Here is a 17198-nt window from a genome sequence, read left to right as displayed (position 1 = left end):
ACCGCCCCGCCATGCGAGTTCTCGGAATCAACGCGATCTTCCACGATCCATCGGCTGCCGTGATCGTCGACGGTCGTGTGATCGCCGCGGCGGAGGAGGAACGGTTCAGCCGCCGCAAGCACGGCAAGCGGCCCGTGCCGTTCTCCGCCTGGGAGCTTCCCGAACTCTCCGCGGCGTGGTGCCTGCGGGAGGCGGGCCTGCGGCCGGGTGACCTGGACGCGGTGGCCTACTCCTTCGACCCGGCGCTGTGCCAGGAGTCGGCCGGGCTCGCCGCCAGTGACCCGTGGGACCACCTGCGGGTCGACTACGCCCGCCGGGCACCACAGTTCCTGGCCACCGCGCTTCCCGGCCTCGACCCCGACCAGGTGCGGTTCGTCCCGCACCACGTCGCGCACGCCGCGTCGGCCGGGCTGAGCGTCGAGGAGCCCAGCGCGGTCCTGGTCCTGGACGGGCGCGGTGAGTCCGCGAGCCACCTCGCCGGGGCGTACCGGGACGGTCAGCTGGAGACCTTCCGCAGCCAGGAGCTGCCGCACTCGCTCGGCCTGCTCTACGAGGACCTCACCCGCCACCTGGGGTTCATGCACTCCAGCGACGAGTACAAGGTGATGGCCCTCGCCTCGTACGGCCGCCCGAAGTTCCTCGGCCTGCTGCGTGACCTGGTCCACGCGAACGACGACGGCGGCTTCACCGTCGAGCGCATCGACTGGGACGCCCTCGCCAAGGCGCGCACCGCCGACGGCGAGATGACCGAGGCACACGCCGACCTGGCCTCCAGCGTGCAGATCCGCCTCGAAGAGGTGCTGCTCGACCTGGCCCGCTGGACGTACGAGGCGTCCGGCGGCCTGACGACGCTGACGATGGCCGGCGGCACCGCCCTGAACTGTGTGGCGAACGCCCGGATCGCCGCCGAGGGCCCGTTCGAGCGGGTCTGGGTGCAGCCGGCCGCCGGTGACGCGGGCACCGCCCTCGGCGCCGCGCTCGCCGTCACCGGGCGGCACATCCCGTTCGGCAGCGCGGCGCTGGGCCGCGGCTGGTCCGACGACGAGCTCGAGGCCGAGCTGAAGCGGGCGGCAGTGCCCTACGAGCGGCCGGAGTCGATCGCCACCGCGGCCGCCGAGGTGCTCGCGCGCAACGGCATCGTCGCCTGGTACCAGGGCCGCAGCGAGTACGGCCCGCGCGCCCTCGGCCACCGCTCGCTGCTGGCCCACCCCGGCGACCCGGACACCCAGACCCGGATGAACGACGTGAAAGGCCGCGAGCAGTTCCGCCCGATCGCCCCGATGGTCCGCGCGGAACGCTTCGCCGACATCTTCACCGGCGTCTACCCCAGCCCGTACATGCTCTTCGTGCACCGGGTGAAGCCGGAATGGAAGGACCGCATCCCTGCTGTCACGCACGTCGACGGCACCGCCCGCGTGCAGACCGTCCACACCGAGACCGAGCCGCTGGTGGCCGAGATGCTCGCCGAGTTCGAGCGGCTCACCGGCCTGCCCGTCGTGATCAACACGTCGCTCAACACCGCCGGCCGCCCGATGGTCGACACGCCGCGCGAGGCCCTCGAGCTATTCGGCTCCGCGCCCGTCGACCTGCTCGCGATCGGCCCGTTCGCGGTGCACCGCGCGCAGGCCTACCGCGCAGAGTCCGACCGGGAGGTGCGATGACGGGCATCTCCGTCGTCATACCCACGCTGGGGCGGCCCAGCCTGCACGAGCTGCTCACGGCACTGGGCCCGCTGCCCGCCGGGATGGAGCTGATCCTGGTCGACGACCGGGCCGAGCGGGCGGACCCGCTGACCGTCAGCGGCGCGCGGATCCTGCCGGGCCGGGCCGCCGGTCCGGCGGCGGCCCGCAACATCGGCTGGCGGGCCGCGCGCCACGAGTGGGTGGCGTTTCTCGACGACGACGTGCGGCCGCGTCCCGGCTGGGCCACCGACCTGGTCGCCGACCTGCGCGACGCGGGACCGCGGGTCGGGGGAGTGCAGGGCGTGATCCGGGTTCCGCTGCCGGCGGACCGGCGGCCGACCGACTGGGAGCGGGTCACCGCGGGCCTCGCGGACGGCGAGTGGATCACCGCGGACATGGCCTATCGCCGCGTCGCGCTGGAGCGCACCGGCGGCTTCGACGAGCGTCTGCCGCGGGCCTTCCGCGAGGACGCGGAGCTGGCCCACCGGGTGCGGGAGGCGGGCTTCGAGCTGCGGCCCGGCCTGAGATCGGCAACCCATCCGGTACGGGCGGAGCAGCGCTGGATCAGCGTACGGACGCAGCGGGGCAATGCCGACGACGCGCTGCTGCGCCGCCTCTACGGTCCACGCTGGCGTACCGTGCTGAACGTCCCGCCGGGACGCCGCCACCGGCACGCCGCGGTGACCGCCGCCGGGATCGCGGCGCTCGGCTGCACCGCCGCCGGCCTGGTCACCGGCCGTCGCGGCTGGTCCGCCGCGGCAGGTGTCGCCGCGGCAGCCTGGGCCGCCGGCACCGCCGAGTTCGCCGCCGCCCGCATCGCACCCGGCCCGCGCGATCCCCGCGAGGTCACCACGATGCTGCTGAGCAGCGTGGCGATCCCGCCGGTCGCGGTCACCCACTGGCTGCGCGGCTGGTTCCGCTGGCGCGGCGCGCGGCCGATGCCCGCTCCCGCCTCCCTGCTGGGCAGCGAGCCCGTGGAGGCCGGCCGGTGAGTGAGCCCCTCTACGACGCGGTTCTCTTCGACCGGGACGGCACCCTCGTCGTCGACGTGCCGTACAACGGCGACCCCGAGCTGGTCCGCCTGATGCCCGGCGCCGAGGAGGCCGTCGGCCGGTTGCGCGCCGCCGGGCTGCGGCTCGGCGTGGTCACCAACCAGTCCGGCCTGGCCCGGGGCCGGTTCACCGCCGATCAGATGGACGCGGTGAACCACCGTGTCGACGAGCTGCTCGGCCCGTTCGACACCTGGCAGGTGTGCCCGCACGACGACACAGCCGGCTGCCCGTGCCGCAAGCCCGCGCCCGGCATGGTCCTCGCGGCCGCCGCCGCCCTCGGCACCACTCCCGGCCGGTGCGTGGTGGTCGGCGACATCGGCCGCGACATGGAAGCCGCGCTCGCGGCGGGTGCCACCGGCATCCTGGTGCCGACCGATGTCACGCTGGCGGCCGAGGTGGCGGCCGGCCCGCACCGCGCCGCCGACCTGCCCGCCGCCGCCGGCCTGATCCTGAGCCGCCGGGCGCTGCTCACCCCGGCGGCCCGGCCGGCCCGCCCGCGCACGGTCCTCGCGGTCCGCTCGGACTCGGCCGGCGACGTGCTGGTCACCGGGCCGGCGATCCGTGCCCTCAAGGCCGGTGCCGACCGGGTGGTGCTGCTCTGCGGCCCGCGCGGCCGGTCCGCCGCCGAGCTGCTGCCCGGCGTGGACGAGATCGTCGAGTGGCGCCTGCCGTGGATCGACCCCGAGCCGGGGCCGGTCGCCGCGGACGACATGCGGGCTCTCACCGAGCGGCTGCGGGCCACCGGAGCGGACGAGGCGGTCGTCTTCACGTCGTTCCACCAGTCCGCGCTGCCGCTGGCCCTGCTGCTGCGCACCGCCGGGGTCGGCCGGATCACGGCGATCAGCGAGGACTATCCGGGGTCGCTTCTCGACGTCAGGCACCGCGTACCCCAGGGTCTGCCCGAAGCGGAACGTGCCCTCAGCGTCGCGGCAGCGGCAGGGTTCTCGCTCGCCGAAGGCGACGACGGCGGCCTGAAGGTGACCGCACCGAGGATGACCGGCGGCGGTCATCTCGTGGTCCATCCCGGAGCGAGCTGCGAGGCCCGTTCCGCGCCGCCGGAGAACCTGCGCCGGATCGTCGCCGCGCTCGCCGCCGAGGGGCACCGGGTCCTGGTCACCGGCGGCCCGGGGGAGCGGCAGCTCGCGGCCCTCGTCGCCGGCACCGCGGGCACGGACGCCGGGCCGATGTCGCTCGCGGACCTGGCCACGCTGCTGTCCGGCGCCGCCTGCCTGATCGTCGCCAACACCGGCCCGGCGCACCTCGCCGCGGCCGTCGGCACGCCCGTGATCAGCCTGTACGCACCCACCGTGCCGTATGGCCAGTGGGGTCCCTACCGAGTGCCCGCGGTCCGGCTCGGCGACCCCGCCGCACCCTGCCGCGACACCCGCGCCACCCGCTGCCCGGTACCCGGCCACCCCTGCCTGGCAACCGTCGAGCCGCGGGACGTCCTGAAGGCGGTGCGCCGGATCGGCGTGACCGCCCCGCATCCGCAAGAGAAGGTGGCTGTCGCGTGAACATCCTGCTCTGGCACGTGCACGGTTCCTGGACCACCTCGTTCGTCCAGGGCAAACACCGCTACCTGGTGCCGGTCAACAACGACCGCGACGCCTGGGGCCGCGGCCGCGCTCGGACCTTCGACTGGCCGGAGACCGTCGAGGAGCTCCCGCTCGACGAGATCCGCGACATCGACGTGGCGATCGCCCAGCGGCCCGAGGAACTCGACCTGATCCCGCCGCACGTCCCGGTGATCTACGTGGAGCACAACACGCCCAAGGGCGACGTGCCGTTCAGCCGGCACCCGCTCGCCGACCGCGACGACGTGCTGATCGCCCACGTCACCCACTTCAACGAGCTGTTCTGGGACTGCGGAGCCACCCGCACCACGGTGATCGAGCACGGCATCGTCGAGCCGAAAGCCCGCTGGACCGGCGAGCTGGAACGGCTGGCGATCGTCACCAACGAGCCGGTACGCCGCGGCCGGGTCACCGGCACCGACCTGTTCCCGCGGTTCACCGGCGTGGCGCCGCTGGACGTGTTCGGCATGGGCGCCGGCGGCCTCACCCACGAGCGGATCACCGCGTACGAGGACCCGCCGCAGCACGAGATGCACGCCGAGGTGGCCAGGCGGCGCGCGTACCTGCACCTGTGCCGGTGGACGTCGCTGGGGCTGAGCCTGATCGAGGCCATGCAGATGGGCATGCCCGTCATCGCCCTCGCCACCACCGAGGCGGTCGACGCGATCCCGGCCGACGCGGGAATCCTCGCCACCCGCGTCAGCACGCTCGTCGAGGCGGCCCAGTGGCTGATCGACGAACCGGACGAGGCGGCCCGGCTCGGCGCCCGGGCCCGGCAGGTCGCGCTCACCCGGTTCGGGCTGGACCGGTTCCTGGCGGACTGGGACCGGCTGCTGGAGGAGGAGACATGCGCATCGCGATGATCTCGGAACACGCCAGCCCGCTCGCGGCGCTCGGCGGGGTCGACGCGGGAGGGCAGAACTCGCACGTCGCCGAGCTGGCCGCGGCGCTCGCCGGCAGCGGTCACGAGGTGCGCGTCTACACCCGCCGGGACGACCCCGGCCTGCCCGCCGTCGTGCCGATCGGTGAGCAGGCCGAGGTGGTGCACGTACCGGCCGGTCCGGCGGGGGTGCTGCCGAAGGACGACCTGCTGCCGTACATGGGTGCGTTCGGCGAGTGGATGGCGCGGGACTGGCGGGACCAGTGGCGGCCGGACGTGGCGCACGCCCACTTCTGGATGAGCGGCCTGGCCGCCCTCGAAGCCGGGCGGGCACGCGGTGTGCCGGTGCTCCAGACGTTCCACGCGCTCGGCTCGGTGAAGCGGCGCCACCAGGGAGCGGCGGACACCAGCCCGGTGGGCCGGATCAGGTACGAGCGGCACCTCGGCCGGTCGGTGGACCGGGTGATCGTGCAGTGCCGCGACGAGATCGGTGAGCTGCTCCGGCTGGGAGTTCCGCGGTCCCGGATGGAGCTGGTGCCGTCCGGGGTGAACACGGAGCGGTTCAGCACGCGGGGACCGGCGGTGCCCCGGGCGGCGGGGCGGATCCGGATCCTCACGGTGGCACGGCTGGTGGAGCGCAAAGGGATCGAGGACACGATCCGGGCGCTGACTGTCGTACCGAACGCGGAACTCGTCGTGGTGGGCGGCCCGCCGGCGGGGGAGCTGGACGCCGACCCGTACGCCCGCCGGCTGCGCGCCCTCGCCGAGCACTGCGGGGTGGGCGGCCGGGTCACCCTGGCCGGCGCGGTGCCCGCCCACGAGATGCCGCAGTGGTACCGCTCGGCCGACATCGTTGCCGCCACCCCCTGGTACGAGCCGTTCGGCCTGACACCGCTGGAAGCCATGGCGTGCGGGGTGCCGGTCGTGGCCACCGCGGTCGGCGGCCTCACCGACACCGTTGTCGACGGGATCACCGGCGACCTGGTGCCGCCGCACGACCCCCGCGCCCTCGGTGTGGCCCTGCGCCGGCTGGCGACCGACGAGGTCCGCCGGTACGGCTACGCCGCGGCCGCCGCCGACCGGGCCGCCGCGTCCTACTCCTGGCCCCGCATCGCCGAACGCCTTGCTGCCGTCTACTCCGTCGTCGCCGACCTGGAGGTCGCTGCGTGAATCCCCTCGACAGTCACTTGGACGGACTCGCGGAGGCGCTCTCGGCGTACCGTGAAGAGGCCTCCATCCTGGAAGCCTGGGGCGCCCACCTGGCCCGCCACCTCGGGCGCGGCGGCCGTCTGCTGGTCGCCGGCAACGGCGGCAGCGCGGCCGAGGCGCAGCACCTCGCCGCCGAACTCGTCGGCCGGCTGCGCGACGAGCGGATGCCGCTGTCCGCGATCGCCCTCACCCCGGACTCCTCCGCGGTCACCGCGATCAGCAACGACTACGGCTTCGACGAGGTCTTCGCCCGGCAGGTCCGCGCGCACGGCCGCCCCGGCGACGTGCTGCTGCTCCTGTCCACCAGCGGCCGCAGCCTCAACCTGGTCCGGGCCGCCGAGGCCGCCAGGGAACTCGGCCTGCACACCTGGGCGATGGTCGGCGAGGCGCCCAACCCGCTCGCGGAGGCCTGCGACCAGGCGCTGCGCTGCCCGTCACCGGACAGCCAGGTCGTGCAGGAGCTGCACCTGGTCTCGGTGCACGTGATGTGCACCTACCTGGACCGGTACCTGCTCCCTTTCTCGCACGCCGACCGGAAGGAGATGGCAGCGGTATGAGGCTCGTCATCGTCGGCGACACCCTGCTCGACCGCGACGTCGACGGCAGCGTCCGCCGGATCGCCCCGGACGCGCCGGCACCGGTCCTCGAGGAGGAGCGGGTCTCCGAGCGCCCGGGTGGCGCGGGCCTGGCGGCCCTGCTGGCCGCCGCACACGGGTACGAGGTCGCGCTCGTCACCGCCATCGCGCCGGACGCCGCCGGTGCCCGGCTGATCGAGCTGCTCACGGCCGCGGGCATCGAGGTGTACGCCCTCCCGCTGCCCGGCACGACCGCGGAGAAGATCCGCCTGCGCGCCGCCGGTCAGGTGCTGCTGCGCCTCGACCGCGGTGGCGAGCCGCAGCCGCCCGGCGACGCCCCGCAGGCCGTGCTCGACGTCCTGCGGGAGGCCTCGGCCATCCTGGTCAGCGACTACGGGCGCGGTGTGGCGCGGCACCCGGCGCTGCGTGCCGCGATCGAGGCGGCGAAGGCACCGGTGGTCTGGGATCCGCACCCGAACGGGCCGCCGCCGGTGCCGAACGTGCGCCTGGTGACACCGAACGAGAGCGAGGTGCGCCGCCTCGCCGGTGACGCCGGGAACGGTTCGGGCCTGGCCACCGCCCAGCGCGCCGGGCAGCTGCTGCGGCAGCGCTGGCGGGCCGGTGCGGTGGTGGTGACCAGGGGTGCGCAGGGTGCGGTGCTCTGCCATTCGGGCACGACACCGCTGGTGATTCCGGCGCCCCGGGTGAGCGGCGGCGACACGTGCGGGGCGGGGGACAGCTTCGCCGCCGCGGCGGCTGTCGCTCTGGCCCGCGGTGCCCTGGTCTCCGAGGCGGTGCAGGAAGCCGTTGCGGCGGCCAGCGCTTATGTCGGGCGTGGCGACGATATGTCGGACAAATCTGACGCGATCGAGCGCGTCGGCGTGCAAGCGGCCGGTCAGTTGGTGGCGGCGATACGGGCCAAGGGCGGCACCGTCGTCGCCACCGGCGGCTGCTTCGACCTGCTGCACACCGGCCACCTGGCCACCCTGCGCGCCGCCCGCTCCCTCGGCGACTGCCTGATCGTCTGCCTGAACAGCGACGAATCCGTCCGCGGCCTGAAGGGCCCGGACCGCCCGCTCACCGCACAGGCCGACCGCAGCCGCCTGCTCGCCGCCCTGGACTGCGTCGACGCCGTCGTGATCTTCGACGACCCGACACCCGAGCCGGTGCTGTCCTGGCTGCGCCCGGACGTCTGGGTCAAGGGCGGCGACTACGACTCCCTCCCCGAGACCGAGCTGGTCGAACGCTGGGGCGGGCAGACAGTGATCGTGCCCTACCTGGACGGCCGTTCCACCACGAAAACCATCAGCGAAGCACGCAGCAGGAGGTAGGGAATGGAATCAGTCATCGTCACCGGCGGCTCGAGCGGCCTGGGTGCCGCCGTCGTCGACGCCGTGATCAAGGCCGGCGGGACACCGTACGTGATCGACCGGCAGGCGCCCGCGGACGGCGTGCAGTGGGCCGAGTGCGACCTGGCCGACAGCCGGGCCGCCGAACGCGCCACCCGTGAGCTGGTCGAACGTGCCGGCGGCTCGATCGACGGCGTGGTCACCGCGGCCGGCATGGACGTGCCCGGCGCGCTCGCCGACATCCCCGGCGAGACCTGGGACCGGATCGTCGCCGTCGACCTGCTCGCCACCGCCGCCGTCATCCGGGCTGCGCTGCCGGAGCTGAAGCGGTCGCACGGCGGGATCGTCACGATCTCCTCCACCCTGGGGATCAAGGCGGTCTCCGACGCCACCGCGTACTGCGCCGCCAAGTTCGGCGTGGTCGGCTTCACCCGCGCCCTCGCCGCCGAACTGGCCGGCGAGGTCGGCGTCACGCTGCTCATCCCGGGTGGCATGCGGACCAAGTTCTTCGACGAGCGCGACGACCGGTACAAGCCGGGGCCGGACGCGATCCTCAACGACCCGGCGAACGTGGCGGCCGCCGTCATGTTCGCCCTGAGTCAGCCCGCCGGCTCCGCGGTGCGGGAACTCGTCGTGGCGGCGGAGACGGAGAGCTCGTACCCGTGATCCTCGTCCTGCGCGCGCTCGGCGTGGGAGACCTGGCGACCGCGGTGCCCGCCCTGCGCGGGCTCCGCGCCGCCTTCCCCGGCGAGACGCTGAGCCTGGCCGCCCCCGCCTGGCTCACCCCGCTGATCTCCGCGATCGGGGGCATCGACCGGACGGTCGCGGCCGCCGAACTGGAACCGCTGACCGGTGCGCCGGCCAACCCGCAGATCGCGGTCAACCTGCACGGATCCGGTCCGGAGTCGCACCGGCGGCTCCAGGCGCTGCACCCGGCCAAGCTGTGGGCGTTCGCCAGCCGCCCGGCCGGGCACGCCGACGGTCCCGGCTGGCACGACGACGAGCACGAGGTGCAGCGCTGGTGCCGCCTGATCCGCTATTACGGCGTACCGTGCGATCCTGAAGATCTTGATCTTGACGTGCCTCCGGCGGACGTGCCGCGGGGCGTGACGATCATCCATCCGGGTGCGAAATCGCCCGCGCGGCGCTGGCCTCCGGAACGCTTCGCGTCCGTCGCGCGCCGGTTGAGCTCGGCGGGTCACCGCGTGCTGATCACTGGTTCCGCCGCAGAGCACGAGCTTTGTGTACGGGTGAGCGACGCGGCCGGGTTCGACCGGAGTGCCGTCGCCCGTACCGATCTCGGTGAGCTCGCCGCCCTGGTGGCGGGAGCGCGCCTCCTGGTCAGCGGCGACACCGGGATCGCGCACCTCGCCACCGCCTACCGCACGCCGTCCGTCGTGCTGTTCGGGCCGGTCTCACCGCGGCGCTGGGGCCCGCCACCGGACCGGCCGTGGCACCGGGCCATCTGGCACGGCACCCGCAGCGAGCGCGGTGACCTGCCCGGACCGGTGCATCCGGCGCTGCTCGCGGTGAACGAGGACGAGGTTCTGACCGCCGCTGACGAGGTGTGCCGTGCGGCTGCGGCGCAGTGATCTGAGCAAGCCCGGCCTGGGACGCCGCGGCAAGCGCTTCGTGGACGTCGACGGCTCCTGGCTGCGGGACTCCGGCTCCATCGAACGGATCAAGAGCCTGGTGATCCCACCGGCCTGGAAGGACGTGTGGATCTCGCCGGACGAGCGCGACCACATCCAGGCCACCGGGGTCGACGACGCCGGGCGCAAGCAGTACCTCTACCACCCGCTGTGGCGCGAGCAGCAGGACCGGGCCAAGTTCGACCACGCCCTGGAGGTGGCCGAACGCCTCCCCGAGGTGCGCGAACGGCTCGACAAGGCGCTGTCCGGCCGCGGCCTCGGCCGTGAGCGGGTGCTCGCGGCGATCGTCAAGCTGCTCGACATGGGCATGTTCCGGGTCGGCGGCGAGGAGTCCGCGGCCCGCGAGGACGACCCCACCTTCGGCCTGTCCACGCTGTCCCCCTCGCACCTGCGGGGCAAAGGCGGCTGCGTGCTGCTGGAGTTCACCGGCAAGTCCGGGGTCTCGCACGCGGCGACGGTCGGCGACGGCGAGGTGTGTGCCGTCCTGCGCGACCTCAAGCGCCGCCGCCGGGACTGCCCCCGGCTGTTCGCCTACTGGGATCCCTCGCAGCGCCGCTGGCAGGAGATCCGCGCCGACGCGATCAACGAGTATCTGCGGGAGATCAGCGGCGAACAGATGAGCGCCAAGGACTTCCGCACCTGGCACGGGACCGTCAAGGCGGCCGAGGTCCTCGCCTCGGAGGGACCGCAGCCCACCCGGGCGAAACGGAAGAAGGCGGTCGCGAAGGCGTCCCGGGAGGTCGCCGAACTGCTCGGCAACACCCCGACGGTGGCGCGGAACTCGTACATCGACCCGCGCGTCATCGAGCACTTCGAGGAGGGCCGCGTCGCCGACGGCGAGAAGGAGGTGCTCGACCTGCTCACCGACGACTCTGCTTGACTGGCCCGGTGGATCGGTCCGGGGTGCTGACCCTCGACCTGCGCGGCGACAACAGCGGGGCGGCCGCCCTCTACCGCTCAGCCGGCTTCCACCAGTACGGCCGCCTGGAACGCTTCGTCGCGGTCGGCGGCGCCCGCTACGACAAGCTCCTCTACGCCCTCGACCTCCGCGCCTGATCACCCGCACTTACCATCAGCTGGATCTTCGTGGCTGGCTTCCAGGGCTGTGTCGCGGGCTCGGACACAGCACTCACAACCAGCTGGTGCTGCATCCCGTGATGCGTAGGGGAGCGGCTACCACATCTCCTGGTGCGGCGTCTCGTTCCTCTCCGGGTAACCCATCGCGTCGATCTCCACCCGGCCGGTCTCCGTCTTCTCGACCTTGCCGCTCGTCACGTTGCCGCGGCCGATCGCGACCGCACCGGCTCCCTGGACTCCCGCTCTCCGGCCTCGGGTGACGGCGATCGCCCCCAGTCCGGTCAGGGCATTCGCCTTCTCCGGTGCCTTCGCCCGGCCCATGCTGTCGGTGACGGCCCTGCCGAGCCGCTCGGTGGCGCGCCGGCCGGCCCGGATGCTGTCGAACAGGTCGCGAGCCAGCCGGTCGTCGCGGCGCGCCAGGCAGCCGAGCCGCACCGCGCACTTGCGGACCACCAGGTCTTCCCGGCTGCGGATGCGGTTGTGGTTGCCGAGCACCACGCCCGAACACCCGGCGATCTCATAGCCGCTGGCCGACCGGAACGACCTGCTCACCCGGCGCACCGGCGGCGCCTGTGAGGGCCACTCCAGCCGGCTGCGCAGGCAACTCCGGAACCTGTTGAACTCGGCCCGCGTGACCGGCCTGCCCAGATCCCGGCCGCGGCGGAAGTCCTGCTCCGCCCGCCGCACCGCGTCCACATCCCGGCGTTCCACCTGCACCTGCTTGACCCGATAGCGGTACCGCACCTCGATCCGGTTGTGATCCCCCACAACGACCGAATGCGACCCGGTCACCCGCATCTGCCCGGCCCGCCGCAACCGCGGAACGGTGACCAGCGCCTGTCCGCTTGCCGGAGCGAGCACGTCGACACGCTGCCGCTTCGACCACGCGAACGGGCGGCCCATGCCGGACGGTGCTGTCAAAGGCCCCGCCCGCCGGCCGGCGGTCCCCACAAACGGGTTGATGTGCCCCGCGGCCTGAGCCGGCCCCGGCCACAGACCCGCTCCGGTCTGGTGCGGGTCGGCCGATCCGGCCGGGACGCCGCGCCGGTACCAGGGCATGGCCCCGCCCTGATGGGGATCGGCTGTGCCTTTCCGCACGCCGGTTCCGGGCCACGCGCTTGCTCCGCCTTGGTGGGCGTCGCCCGCGCCGCGACGGACGCCGGTTCCGGGCCACGCGCTTGCTCCGCCTTGGTGGGCGTCGCCCGCGCCGCGACGGACGCCGGGTCCCGGCCGCGCGCCTGCTCCGCCTCGGTGGGCGTCGCCCGCGCCGGGGGCGACGAGCGGTCCGGGCAAGGGGCCGGCCCTGCTGGGAGCCCGCGCCCGCAGTTCGGCCGCGGTGCGTGCGACAGTCGCGCGCTGTGTCGCGCTGATCGCCTGGGTGGTGATGACTCGAGCTGTGGTCATGACGGCGTCCCGGCCTCCGCTCCTCGAAATCCCCATTCTTCGCCCGGCGGGCTCCCTCAGCTGCCCCTCGTCCTCGATCCGACTCGGGCCCGGGCCGCCGCGAAGACCTGCGCCGCGGCCTGGGCCGCCGCGAAGACCTGCGCCAGCTCGGCCGCGTCCTCGCCGGCGTGGTGGGTGTGCGGCAGCCCGCCCAGCCCGAGCGCGTGCTTGATCTTCCCCTTGTGGGTCTCGGCCCACTCCACACCCGTGGCGCCCATCCAGTAGCTGCGCAGGTCCACCCCGGAGCCGGTCGGCCCGAACGGGCTGTGCCCCGTGTACCGCACGAAGTACCAGTGGACGAACATCCCGTCCCACACGGCCGGCGCCGCCAGGAACACCGGCCGCCCGGCCCGGCGCAGCCCGTTCACCCATGTTGCCGCCGCCGCCATCGCGGTCGCGGGGTCCGGCGCCTGTTCGCGCAACAGTTCCCGGTCCAGCCCGGAGACCGCGAGGGCCTGCGGCACGAAGTCGTCCGAGATCGGCTTCAGCTCGGTGTAGAACGTGAGATCGGGCTGCCCGGCCACCGCCATCCCCAGCGACAACATGCTGTAGGGCCCCGGGATCGGCCCGTCCGCCTCGACATCGACGGCGACGTACAACTCAGGAAGTTTTGTCACCCCGGCAGGATGGGACCAGTTCGGCGACCCAGTCCACCGCTATTCGGGCCTGACTCGGTGGTCCGCCGTACAGCCCGTTGACGATCAGCCAGATGCGGTCGGCCAGCAGACCGTCCCCGCCGGACTCCGCGACCAGGCGATCCACTTCGGCGCGGGTGTCCCCGAGGTAGGTCTTGGCGACCCGGGCCGGTTCGTCGTCCTCGCCCGGGAACTCGGTCAGATAGTTACGGAAGGCGCACCCCCGATAACCCGGCCGCTGGACCGTCTCGGCGATCTCGGAGATCAGGGCGGTCAGCCGCTCCACCGGCTCCCCGGACCACCGCAGCGCCTCGGCGACGGACCTGTCGCGTTCCCGCCGGGCCAGTTCCAGATAGGCCGCCGCCAGCTCTGCCTTGCTGGGAAAATGCTTGTACAGGAGGTTCTTCCCGCAGCCCGCGACCTCCACCACCTGCGCCATCCCGACGGCCCGGACGCCGTGCTCGTAGAAGAGCCCGGCGGCGGCGGTCAGGATCGTGTCGCGGGTGCCCGGTGCCGGCGTACGTGCCATAGGGACGAGCTTAACGGACCGCTCAGTCCAATCCGACAATAGACCCGGACCGATCGGTCCTTTCCGGCGGGCACGATCATCAGAGCTCCAGCACCCGATCCACCAGATCAAGACCTTCCGCGCGATGCGCGAGCACCAGCACGGTACGCCCGGACGCCGCATCCAGCAGGTCCGCCATCAGCTCCCGCGCACCAGCCTCGTCGATGCCCTCGGTCGGCTCATCCAAAATCAGCAAACCCGGCTCCGCCAACAGCGCCCGCGCCGTAGCCACCCGCCGCCGCTGCCCACCCGACATCGTGCTCCCACCCGTGCCCAGCCACGTGTCCAGCCCGTCCGGCAACTCCCCGAACCACCCACGCAACCCCACCCGTTCCAGCACCGCGATCAGCTGAGGGTCGGTCGCGGCAGGTGCCGCAAGACGCAGATTCTCTCGTACGGTCGAAGCGAACACATGCCCCGTATCCTCCCCAACCAGCACCACCCTCCGCCCCAGCCCTCCTCCGCCCGGCCTCCCGGCGCCGCTCCCGCCGATCTCCACGGTCCCGGCCCACGGCGTCAGGAGTCCCCCCAGGACCGCCGCCAGCGTCGACTTCCCCGACCCCGACCGCCCGGTGATCGCCGTCCGCGACCCCGGCGCCAGCTCCAGGTCCATCCCGTCAAGCGCCGGTCCCCGCTCCGGATCCCACCCGGCCACCAGCCCTTCGACCCGGACCGCGCACCCCCGCCCCTCCGGCGCGGCGCCACCCGTCACCCCTTCGCCGCCCGGCTGCCCGCTCGTAGTCACTGGTTCCGCGGTCAGCTCGGCCACCCGCTGGTCCGCCCCGGCGGCCTGACGGCGCGCGATCGCCGCCTCCGGCAGCGCCACCACCGTCTCACCCAGAACGATCATTCCCAGGAGCAGCACGGCACTCCACTCCGCCGACAGCCCGGCCCCCGCGAGCACCAGGGCGGTCCCTGCCGCCGCCGCGCCCCAACCCAGGTGCGCCACCGCCGCGGCCAGCCCGGCCGCACGCGCCGCCCGCGCCTCCAGTTGAGCGAGGGTCCGGCTCCGTTCCTCCGGTACGGGACTCCGGCTCGCCCCCGCCCCGATCTCCTCGACACCGTCCACTGTCTCCACCACGGCATCCCGCAGCGCGGCCCGCGCCTCCCCGGTGGCCGCCTCCGACCGAGCCACCTGCCATCCCGCGATCGCCGGCGCCACCACCCCCGCCACCAGCACCCCCACCGCCAGCGGCACGATCATCCCCGGAGCCGCCCACACCGCAGCCGCTCCCGCAACGGCCACCGTCACCGCCGCGGCCAGAGCCGGCAGCCGCCCCCGCAACAGCCCGTCCACCTGAGCGTCCACGTCGTCCACCAGCCGGGTCAGCAGATCCCCGCGCCGGTGCGCCCGCCTACCCGGCACCCGCGGAACCAGCTCCGCGTACACCCTCGCCCTCCGCCCACCCAGCCGGGCGAACGCCAGATCATGCGCGACGAGCCGCTCCAGGTACCGCAGCAGTGGCCGCGCCACCGCACTACCCCGCACCACCACGACGGCCGCCGAGAGCGACAGCACCGGCGGCAACGACGACGCCCGCACCAGCAGCCACGCCGCCGCCCCGGTCAGCAGAATCCCGGCCAGCGACGCCCCGGCCCCCAGCGCAACCGCCACCCCCGGCCGCCTCGCCCACCCGCCAGCTGGATCATCCCGGCTGGTGGTGAGTGCTGTTTCCGGGGCGTTGAGACGACCCTGGGAGCCAGCTGGATCATCCCGGCTGGTCGTGAGTGCTGTTTCCGGGGCGTCGAGACGCCCCTGGGAGCCAGCCGCGGGGGAGGGCAGGTCGACGATCCGGTCGGCGGCGGAGAGCAGGGCTGGGCGGTGAGCCACCACGAGGACGGCAAAGCCGCGGGCGGAGAACTCGCGCAGCCGGGCGATCACCAGGCGCTCGGTGAAGGCGTCCAGGTGAGCGGTGGGCTCGTCGAGGAGAAGCGTGCCGACGGACGTACCCGGGGCGGCGGCCTCAGCGCGGTGAAGCAGTGCTGCCAGAGCCAGGCGCTGCCGCTGGCCGGAGGAGATCCCGGAGCCGTACTCGCCGAGCGGCGTGGTTCCGCTGATCTCGCCGCCCAGTCCGACGGTCCGGAGAGCGGCCCGGATGTCGCCAACGCTCGTGGAGGGCGGGAAGACATCGGCGACGGTTCGGGCGTGCGGCAGCGCCGGCCGCTGAGGAAGATAGAACGTTCTACCAACAGCGATGGCCCCAGCCTCCGCGGGGTGGAGTCCGGCCAGAACACGCAACGCCGTCGTCTTCCCCGCACCGGACGGACCCCGCAGCGCCACCATCTCCCCGCCCCGCACACCCAGCTCGTCCAAACTGACCGCACAGCCACGCCCACCCGGGTAACGGGCCCGCAACCCGGTCACCCGCACACCCCACCGCCCGGCAGCGACCGGACTGAACGCGAGCCGGACAGAACTCGCCGTGGTCGTACCGTCGATGGCGACGGCGGAAGGCGGCGGGGTCAAAGGGCCGCGAGCGGGCGAGCCGGGAGCCAAGGAGCCCGGAGCGGCAGAGCCCGGGGTGAGGATCTCGTCCACGTCCGCGATGACGGCTGCGGCATCGGCCGAGGCGTGGTAGCGCGCCGCCATCTCCCGCAGCGGCCGGTACGCCTCCGGCGCGAGCAGGATCACCAGCAGCGCGGGAGCGAGCTCCATCGTGCCCGCGGCCACCCGGAGCCCCGCCTGCACAGCGATCAGTCCCACCGACAGTGTCCCGACCAGGTCCAGGGCGGTCGACGACAGGAAAGCCACTCGCAGCACCCGCAGGGTCGCCTTCCGGTGCCGGTCGGTCAGCTGGGCGATCACCCGGGTCTGGCGTGCGGCACGTCCGTACACCTTGAGGGTCGGGAGGCCGCGGACAACGTCGAGGAAGTGACCCGCCAAGCGTGCGTCGGCCGCCCAGCGCTGCTCGGCACGTGCCTGCGTGGCCCAGCCGATCAGCGCGCCCAGCAGCGGCAACAGCGGCAGCGTGCACAGCGCGATCACCGCGGACGCCGGGTCCACGGCGAACATCACGACGACCACCACGGGTGGCAGGATCACGCCGAGGACCAGCGCCGGAAGGTAGCCCGAGAACCAGGGCCGCAGCGAGTCGAGTCCCGTACCCAGTACGGCAGTCAGCCGCCCCGCCCCGTAGGACGCCACCCAAGCGGGCCCCCGCCGCACCACCTCCCGCAGCAGGGAGCGCCGGAGTTCGTCGGTGACCCGCGCCGCCGTACGCCGGGCCACCACCTGTTCCGCCCAGGCCAGCCCGCCACGCACCGCGAACGCCCCGCCGAGCAGCGCGATCGCCCCGGCACCCCGCCCGGTCACGATCCCGCACAGCGCCATCGCGATCACCAGCGTCGCCGCCGCCTGCCCGATCCCCACGGCCGCCAGCACAGCGATACCCACCCGGCTCGCCCGCGCATGCCGCAACAACCGCGGATCAACAGGCCCCCGCCGCCCGATCTTGGACATCTGAGCCGCCGATAGCCGGTCTGGTTGTCCAAGATCGCCCCG

The 17198-nt window shown here is 73.7% G+C and carries 15 protein-coding genes; 11 read left to right on the top strand and 4 right to left on the bottom strand.

The annotated features are described in order from the left end of the window. The first annotated feature begins 11 nt into the window (after positions 1–11). The 11 genes from ACFQV6_RS29870 to ACFQV6_RS29820 are packed head-to-tail and all read left to right on the top strand — an operon-like array spanning position 12 to position 11029. Positions 12–1661 carry a carbamoyltransferase gene (locus ACFQV6_RS29870; protein ID WP_378030951.1) on the top strand — a complete coding sequence of 550 codons (1650 nt, stop codon included), beginning with the start codon at positions 12–14 and terminating at the stop codon, positions 1659–1661. Beyond that, positions 1658–2674 carry a glycosyltransferase family 2 protein gene (locus tag ACFQV6_RS29865; RefSeq protein WP_378030950.1) on the top strand — a complete coding sequence of 339 codons (1017 nt, stop codon included), beginning with the start codon at positions 1658–1660 and terminating at the stop codon, positions 2672–2674. The genes ACFQV6_RS29870 and ACFQV6_RS29865 overlap by 4 nt, the downstream gene beginning before the upstream one ends. Beyond that, positions 2671–4248 carry an HAD-IIIA family hydrolase gene (locus tag ACFQV6_RS29860; protein ID WP_378030949.1) on the top strand — a complete coding sequence of 526 codons (1578 nt, stop codon included), beginning with the start codon at positions 2671–2673 and terminating at the stop codon, positions 4246–4248. Before ACFQV6_RS29865 ends, ACFQV6_RS29860 begins: the two co-directional genes overlap by 4 nt. Continuing rightward, a complete protein-coding gene (locus ACFQV6_RS29855) occupies positions 4245–5171 on the top strand; it encodes a glycosyltransferase (RefSeq protein ID WP_378030948.1) in 927 nt (308 codons plus the stop codon). The genes ACFQV6_RS29860 and ACFQV6_RS29855 overlap by 4 nt, the downstream gene beginning before the upstream one ends. Further along, the gene (locus tag ACFQV6_RS29850) at positions 5156–6358 is read left to right on the top strand and encodes a glycosyltransferase (protein ID WP_378030947.1); all 1203 of its coding nucleotides are present in this window, start codon (positions 5156–5158) and stop codon (positions 6356–6358) included. Before ACFQV6_RS29855 ends, ACFQV6_RS29850 begins: the two co-directional genes overlap by 16 nt. Beyond that, on the top strand, positions 6355–6954 hold the full coding sequence (locus ACFQV6_RS29845; RefSeq protein ID WP_378030946.1) for an SIS domain-containing protein: 600 nt from the start codon (positions 6355–6357) through the stop codon (positions 6952–6954). The genes ACFQV6_RS29850 and ACFQV6_RS29845 overlap by 4 nt, the downstream gene beginning before the upstream one ends. Further along, positions 6951–8303: a PfkB family carbohydrate kinase gene (locus ACFQV6_RS29840; protein ID WP_378030945.1), complete on the top strand. Its 1353-nt coding sequence runs from the start codon at positions 6951–6953 to the stop codon at positions 8301–8303. Before ACFQV6_RS29845 ends, ACFQV6_RS29840 begins: the two co-directional genes overlap by 4 nt. 3 nt (positions 8304–8306) lie before the next feature. After that, positions 8307–8987 (top strand): SDR family oxidoreductase, encoded by a 681-nt coding sequence (locus ACFQV6_RS29835; RefSeq protein ID WP_378030944.1) that lies wholly within the window; start codon positions 8307–8309, stop codon positions 8985–8987. Continuing rightward, a complete protein-coding gene (locus ACFQV6_RS29830; RefSeq protein ID WP_378030943.1) occupies positions 8984–9913 on the top strand; it encodes a glycosyltransferase family 9 protein in 930 nt (309 codons plus the stop codon). The genes ACFQV6_RS29835 and ACFQV6_RS29830 overlap by 4 nt, the downstream gene beginning before the upstream one ends. After that, a complete protein-coding gene (locus tag ACFQV6_RS29825) occupies positions 9894–10853 on the top strand; it encodes a DNA topoisomerase IB (RefSeq protein WP_378030942.1) in 960 nt (319 codons plus the stop codon). Before ACFQV6_RS29830 ends, ACFQV6_RS29825 begins: the two co-directional genes overlap by 20 nt. Before the next feature lie 8 nt (positions 10854–10861). Then, on the top strand, positions 10862–11029 hold the full coding sequence (locus ACFQV6_RS29820; RefSeq protein WP_378030941.1) for a hypothetical protein: 168 nt from the start codon (positions 10862–10864) through the stop codon (positions 11027–11029). Between the two features lie 117 nt (positions 11030–11146). Here ACFQV6_RS29820 and ACFQV6_RS29815 read toward each other — a convergent pair whose 3' ends face one another. The 4 genes from ACFQV6_RS29815 to cydC all read right to left on the bottom strand — a co-directional run bounded on the left by ACFQV6_RS29815 (position 11147) and on the right by cydC (position 17156). Next, the gene (locus tag ACFQV6_RS29815; RefSeq protein ID WP_378030940.1) at positions 11147–12109 is read right to left on the bottom strand and encodes a hypothetical protein; all 963 of its coding nucleotides are present in this window, start codon (positions 12107–12109) and stop codon (positions 11147–11149) included. A 401-nt stretch (positions 12110–12510) separates the two neighbouring features. Next, entirely contained in the window at positions 12511–13110 is a 600-nt protein-coding gene (locus ACFQV6_RS29810; RefSeq protein ID WP_378030939.1) for an exonuclease, read from the bottom strand. Next, a complete protein-coding gene (locus ACFQV6_RS29805) occupies positions 13094–13657 on the bottom strand; it encodes a TetR/AcrR family transcriptional regulator (protein WP_378030938.1) in 564 nt (187 codons plus the stop codon). The genes ACFQV6_RS29810 and ACFQV6_RS29805 overlap by 17 nt, the downstream gene beginning before the upstream one ends. Before the next feature lie 79 nt (positions 13658–13736). Further along, the gene (gene cydC, locus ACFQV6_RS29800; protein WP_378030937.1) at positions 13737–17156 is read right to left on the bottom strand and encodes a thiol reductant ABC exporter subunit CydC; all 3420 of its coding nucleotides are present in this window, start codon (positions 17154–17156) and stop codon (positions 13737–13739) included. Between the last annotated feature and the right edge of the window lie 42 nt (positions 17157–17198).

The organism is Actinoplanes sp. GCM10030250 (assembly GCF_042666575.1).
GTDB lineage: Bacteria > Actinomycetota > Actinomycetes > Mycobacteriales > Micromonosporaceae > Actinoplanes.
This window is presented reverse-complemented; position numbering and strand designations above follow the sequence as displayed.

Coding starts and splice junctions, on each gene's coding strand:
- ACFQV6_RS29870 (WP_378030951.1), top strand. CDS start 12: ATGCGAGTTCTCGGAATCAACGCGATCTTCCACGATCCATCGGCTGCC.
- ACFQV6_RS29865 (WP_378030950.1), top strand. CDS start 1,658: ATGACGGGCATCTCCGTCGTCATACCCACGCTGGGGCGGCCCAGCCTG.
- ACFQV6_RS29850 (WP_378030947.1), top strand. CDS start 5,156: ATGCGCATCGCGATGATCTCGGAACACGCCAGCCCGCTCGCGGCGCTC.
- ACFQV6_RS29840 (WP_378030945.1), top strand. CDS start 6,951: ATGAGGCTCGTCATCGTCGGCGACACCCTGCTCGACCGCGACGTCGAC.
- ACFQV6_RS29835 (WP_378030944.1), top strand. CDS start 8,307: ATGGAATCAGTCATCGTCACCGGCGGCTCGAGCGGCCTGGGTGCCGCC.
- ACFQV6_RS29815 (WP_378030940.1), bottom strand. CDS start 12,109: ATGCCCTGGTACCGGCGCGGCGTCCCGGCCGGATCGGCCGACCCGCAC.
- ACFQV6_RS29805 (WP_378030938.1), bottom strand. CDS start 13,657: ATGGCACGTACGCCGGCACCGGGCACCCGCGACACGATCCTGACCGCC.
- cydC (WP_378030937.1), bottom strand. CDS start 17,156: ATGTCCAAGATCGGGCGGCGGGGGCCTGTTGATCCGCGGTTGTTGCGG.